This is a genomic window from Segatella maculosa DSM 19339 = JCM 15638 (assembly GCF_000382385.1).
In the GTDB taxonomy this organism is placed as follows: domain Bacteria; phylum Bacteroidota; class Bacteroidia; order Bacteroidales; family Bacteroidaceae; genus Prevotella; species Prevotella maculosa.
The window spans coordinates 1-5,369 of the sequence record NZ_KB908360.1 but is presented as its reverse complement, the minus strand read 5'-3'; the positions used below and the strand labels follow the sequence as shown (position 1 = coordinate 5,369).

The following is a 5,369-nucleotide window of genomic DNA, read 5'->3' as shown; positions in this document are numbered from 1 at the left end:
CTTTCGTGTCTGGGCACGAAAGGCGTGAAGGGTGAGAAGATAACATGGAGGAAGATATATGCCGCATTCGGAGTGGGCGGTGTGCTGTTCTTTCTCAATGGATGGCTGCTCCATCTGCCGTTGCCTTTTACCATCGATGTGGGGCTTTATGTCGTTATGATTTCAGTGGGTTACGTCTGCCTGCTGATGGCAGGGTTGTGGATGAGCCGGCTGTTGAAGCACAACCTGATGGACGATGTATTCAACAACGAGAACGAGAGTTTTATGCAGGAAACACGGTATCTGGAAAATGAATATTCCGTCAATCTGCCCACACGCTTCTACTACAAGAAGAAATGGAACAACGGGTGGATCAATGTGGTGAACCCGTTCCGTGCCACCATCGTGCTGGGTACACCGGGCAGTGGAAAGTCTTATGCCGTGGTCAATTCGTTCATCAAGCAACAAATAGAAAAGGGGTATTCGATGTATGTCTATGACTTCAAGTTTCCCGACCTGTCGATGATTGCCTACAATCACCTCATCAACCACTTGGACGGGTACAAGATAAAACCGAAGTTCTATGTCATCAACTTTGATGATCCGCGACGGTCACACCGCTGTAATCCCATCCATCCCGACTTCATGACGGACATTTCGGATGCCTACGAGAGTGCCTATACGATTATGCTCAACCTGAACAAGACGTGGGTACAGAAGCAGGGTGATTTCTTTGTGGAAAGCCCGATTATTCTTTTCGCCGCCATTATCTGGTTTCTGCGCATTTATCGGGACGGAGAATATTGTACCTTTCCGCATGCCATCGAACTGCTTAACCGCAGGTACGAAGATGTATTCCCTATTTTGACGTCGTATCCCGAATTGGAAAACTATCTTTCTCCCTTTATGGACGCGTGGCAGGGCGGAGCGATGGAGCAGTTGCAGGGGCAGATTGCTTCGGCGAAGATACCGCTGTCGAGAATGATTTCTCCGCAGCTTTATTGGGTGATGTCGGACAGCGAGTTTACCCTCGACATCAACAATCCCGATGAGCCGAAGATACTTTGCGTGGGCAACAATCCCGACAGGCAGAACATTTATGGGGCGGCACTCGGTCTGTATAACTCGCGTATCGTGAAACTCATCAACAAGAAAGGAAAGCTCAAATCATCGGTCATCATCGACGAATTGCCTACGATTTATTTCAAAGGTTTGGACAACCTGATTGCCACGGCACGAAGCAATAAGGTGGCAGTGTGTTTGGGCTTTCAGGACTTTTCGCAGCTGATACGCGACTATGGCGATAAAGAGGCAAAGGTAGTGATGAACACGGTAGGGAACATCTTTTCGGGACAGGTGGTGGGAGAAACGGCGAAGACGCTTTCGGAACGGTTTGGAAAAGTGTTGCAGAAGCGGCAGTCCATTTCCATCAATCGACAGGACGTTTCGACCTCCATCAATACGCAGATGGATGCCCTCATACCACCGAGTAAGATTTCGGGACTGACGCAGGGTATGTTCGTCGGCTCGGTGTCGGATAATTTCGACGAGCGTATCGAACAGAAGATTTTTCACGCAGAAATCGTCATCGATGCCGAAAAGGTCAGGCGGGAAGAAAAAGCATACAAGCCTATTCCCGTTATCACGGACTTTACCGACAGCGACGGAAAAGATTGCATGCAGGAAACCATTCTGGAGAATTACAATCGTATCAAGGCGGAGGTTAAACAGATTGTTGCAGAAGAATTAGAGCGAATTAGTAATAATGAGAATCTGAAACATTTGTTGCCGGGCGGTTGTTAAGCAGATTTTTTAGACGAGAATGCTCTTCATCTAACTCCGCCGAACAGTACGGTACTGTCCGGCGGAGTTTTCAAGATTTTCTTTACTTGGGTATTACTATCTCCGGTGGAATATTATCTTTATTATAGTTCATTCCTAATTCTCGAACAACTTTCCAAAACATTTTTTATAAATCTAAGGTGATATAACAAAATCTATTTTATCAAAAGAGGATAATTATATCTCCTGAAATTTTTGAATATATCACAAAATGATTCTTTATCAGTAGGCTCTATCCAGCCTGTTACATTACTTTGCAATCCCATTATTTTGTCTTCAAGTATGATGTAAGTTGTAAAAATCTTATTACTATTTTCACAAATAACTAATCTGCTATTATCAGTACACATATCTCCTTGTGTATTTAAGAATCTTAAATTTAATAATTTCTTTACAATAGTGGTATCGTCCGTATATAATATTTTGCAATGTGCGATATTATTAGGGATCTTATTACGTTCCTCAGAATCAAGAATCAAATATGCAGACAACTGTCCTTTCCCAATTGGCAATATATCTGACAATTTTATGTATTTTTTGTTGAGTTCATTACTTTTTATCAACACTCTTCCTTGAAAATCTATATACAAAGGATTGATGCAAAAATAAAGAGACAATAACAATATCCCAAATATCATTAACGAAATCTTTAACTTAATTCTTACCATATCTTACCATACTTTTTAATTTGTTTACCTCCATTCTTTTTCAAAAGTTCTGTATCTGTTCGAACCCCACCTTCAAAAAAGACTCTCACGTCAGAGCCAAAAATCTGGGAGGTTTTATCAAGGTGGATATTTCTATAGCCGAGAGTGTATTACCCCCCCCGGTATAGTCGGGCATAGAAAACTCCCTGAAAGGAAGAACATACGAAAAGATGCAGCCTTTCAGGTAAGCAGCTGCTACTTTCGGCAGAAATGCTATTCATTGAACTCACGTTTCTCTTGGTTTGTACCAATTGTGCTTAATGTTAATCCATTTTACCTCTTTATTTCGTTTTTGTAACTCATTTTCATTGGCAAACCTGACTAATGCCAAAGTTTCAACATCTTTCAAATAGACAAAAATGTTTCCGTCTTTATCTACATCCAAACGAGGTATTTCATATTTCATAAATACCTGTGCCAACTTTTGGAGTTTTACAGTATCTGCATTAACGCTATCTTCTATTAATGTCCATTTTGCATTTATTATCCGATAGTTTGTTTTGTCAAGTATTACAACATAACACCCCACTTTTGAAGTATCTCTAACCAAATGTGGTGCATCTACAAAAATAATAGGATTTCTTTCGCTATCTCCACCTCGAATAAAGACAGAAACATTGTTGAATTGAGAAAAATCCTCAAATTCATATTTAGCAAGAAATGCTTTTTCTTTGGATTGTTCAATACAACTATTGAAACATAATATTATCAAGCAATTTATTACTATCTGTTTTAACATACTTTCTGCTTTTAGTGATCAAAACCTTTGAATACTAAAGGCTCTACAATAACTCTATAATACATATCCTTATAGCCATGCTGATCAGCGTGTCATACTCCCATTTGTATAGAAAATTAGTCATCATCAGAATCAAATTGCGGCCGATAACCATTAGACGAAGAATTTGCTAAACTATTCCAATGTGCCCTCATTCTTAATTCAAATGAGATTAGTCCTAATGCTTTCCCCGCTGCACCAAATAAAAAATCCAAAGTTCTTTACCTTGTCGCTTTCCCCGGTGGTCCTTTCCGTACGGTAGTTCATATCTTGAACATCCGTCAGCCGGAACTTATACCCCATGGAGTCTTGATAGGTCGTAACCTGCGTTGAGCGATAATTTTATCGTATGTCCTACCAATTTTCATTAAAAGATAAAAGTTTCACATACTTTCCATATAAATAAAAGGACCAAGAAACGACACCATCTGTTGTTGGAGCTTTGTTATCAAAAGTAAATTGTTTTTGATAATTATAATGCTTTTTTATAATCCCTATTTTCGTATTTCCTCTCAAGATAAAAGTATAGTCTAAAATTTTTGTATAACCGAATATCTTATTATCATACCTAACATCATCTTTATCACATAAATCTATGGATATAAAATTTCCTTTTTCTCTATGCGTCAAAGTCATCACTAAAACTTTTTTTAACGAGGAGATATTTTTTTTCTTTAAGTAAGAAATCGTTATATCCAATATATTCTTACGAAGGTTAGCGTGGTATAACTCATAATAGTTCAATTCTATATATGAAATATTTCTTATCCCCTGTGCTGTGCAGGGGATAAGAAATAATAAGAAACTTATAATTGTAAAAATAAAATATTTCATGGTTTCTTCTTTTTGTGTCCAACTATAGAAACTTCTTTTAGATTGTACGTAGGTGTCTTAAAACCAAAATCTTCGAGTTGAGAATTAGGACCAAATTTGACATATGAATCTTTTCCGGGTAGATATATCTTAAATCTCGGATTCTGCTTACTCTCATCTGTAATCCATTTAGCATAAGGAATATCACCCTGGCTTCCATAAAGCCCAGAAGGATAGGGCATATTTTTAGGATGGCTATGGGTGTCACTTCTTAATGTATAACCATTTCTTAATTGCTTATCAAAGAGATCTGTCATGCCTACCTCAGTATTATGTTGATGAGAAGTGGTAATATAATTTAACCCTCTCTTACCTTTGATTCCAGTTTGCATTAGGCTCCATTCTACAGATGTATTTTGAGCTAAATATTCAAAGAGTGAAGTTCCTTGCTTGTCACCTCGCACTTGATATACATCATACAATAATCCCTTATCATTTTTTTGACCAGTAGCTTTTTCCACTGTACCATAAGTAAAACTGATACTTTTTCCTCTTATCCGCTTTCCTCTATGATTAACAATATAGAATGCATCGTGCTTATTTGTCTTTATGTGCTTTACTATTTTTCCTTGTTTATTTATTTCCCATTCATCTTGACCATCTGGGTCTATATAACGAAGAGGATTATCCTTTGTATAAACATATGGTGAAATCCAATTCTTTAGATCTGCAATTGGATCCACACTCATCCATAAACTTATCCTCGGATCGTAGTACCTGGCACCGTAATAGTACAGTCCTGTTTCCTGATCTAATTCCTTGCCATTGAATTTATACGGTATATCTTCTGATGAGGAGTGCTCGTCTACCAACAGTTCACCATAGGGCAGGTAAGCATCGAATTGAGTGATGTTGGCATCTCTATCCGTGATGTAACTGGTTGAACCCAAGTGGTCGGAGTGATAGAAGAAGATATCTTCAATATTGGTGGTATCCGTTGGGATATAACCATAGCCCGGTTGCGCATTGTCGGGGTCTTCGGGTGCTCCCCACTGGATGGGCGGCCCCGGAGGCGTACCTGGCGTAGTGTTGCGCTTCGGATGCTGCACCCAACCCTCGGGCACGGAGTGGTCGCCCAAATCCCCGATAATGTCGTTATAACCACGACCGGTGTTGTCGGGATCTGCCGTGGCTCCTTTCATTGTTGGTACACCAGGCGGTGTGCCGAGCGACTTGTAATACTCCTCACG

Annotated in this window: 5 protein-coding genes; 1 reads left to right on the top strand and 4 read right to left on the bottom strand. The window is 39.6% G+C overall.

Annotated elements, in window-relative coordinates; translation table 11 throughout:
- The coding region (mobC, locus tag H164_RS0113975) for a conjugal transfer protein MobC (RefSeq protein WP_019969202.1) at window positions 1-1,782 on the top strand (1,782 nt) is incomplete at its 5' end.
- A gap of 194 nt (window positions 1,783-1,976) precedes the next feature.
- Here the strand turns inward: mobC and H164_RS0113970 are convergent.
- The 4 genes from H164_RS0113970 to H164_RS15740 all read right to left on the bottom strand — a co-directional run.
- Window positions 1,977-2,489, bottom strand: a complete 513-nt coding sequence (locus H164_RS0113970; RefSeq protein ID WP_154652170.1) for a hypothetical protein — start codon at window positions 2,487-2,489, stop codon at window positions 1,977-1,979.
- Window positions 2,490-2,754: 265 nt separating this feature from the next.
- Window positions 2,755-3,267, bottom strand: coding sequence for a hypothetical protein (locus H164_RS0113965; protein ID WP_019969200.1), 513 nt, complete (start codon window positions 3,265-3,267; stop codon window positions 2,755-2,757).
- 393 nt (window positions 3,268-3,660) lie between these two features.
- Entirely contained in the window at window positions 3,661-4,140 is a 480-nt protein-coding gene (locus H164_RS0113960; RefSeq protein ID WP_019969199.1) for a hypothetical protein, read from the bottom strand.
- Window positions 4,137-5,369: JAB-like toxin 1 domain-containing protein (locus tag H164_RS15740; protein ID WP_019969198.1), on the bottom strand; the 1,233-nt coding region annotated here is incomplete at its 5' end. The genes H164_RS0113960 and H164_RS15740, both read right to left, overlap by 4 nt.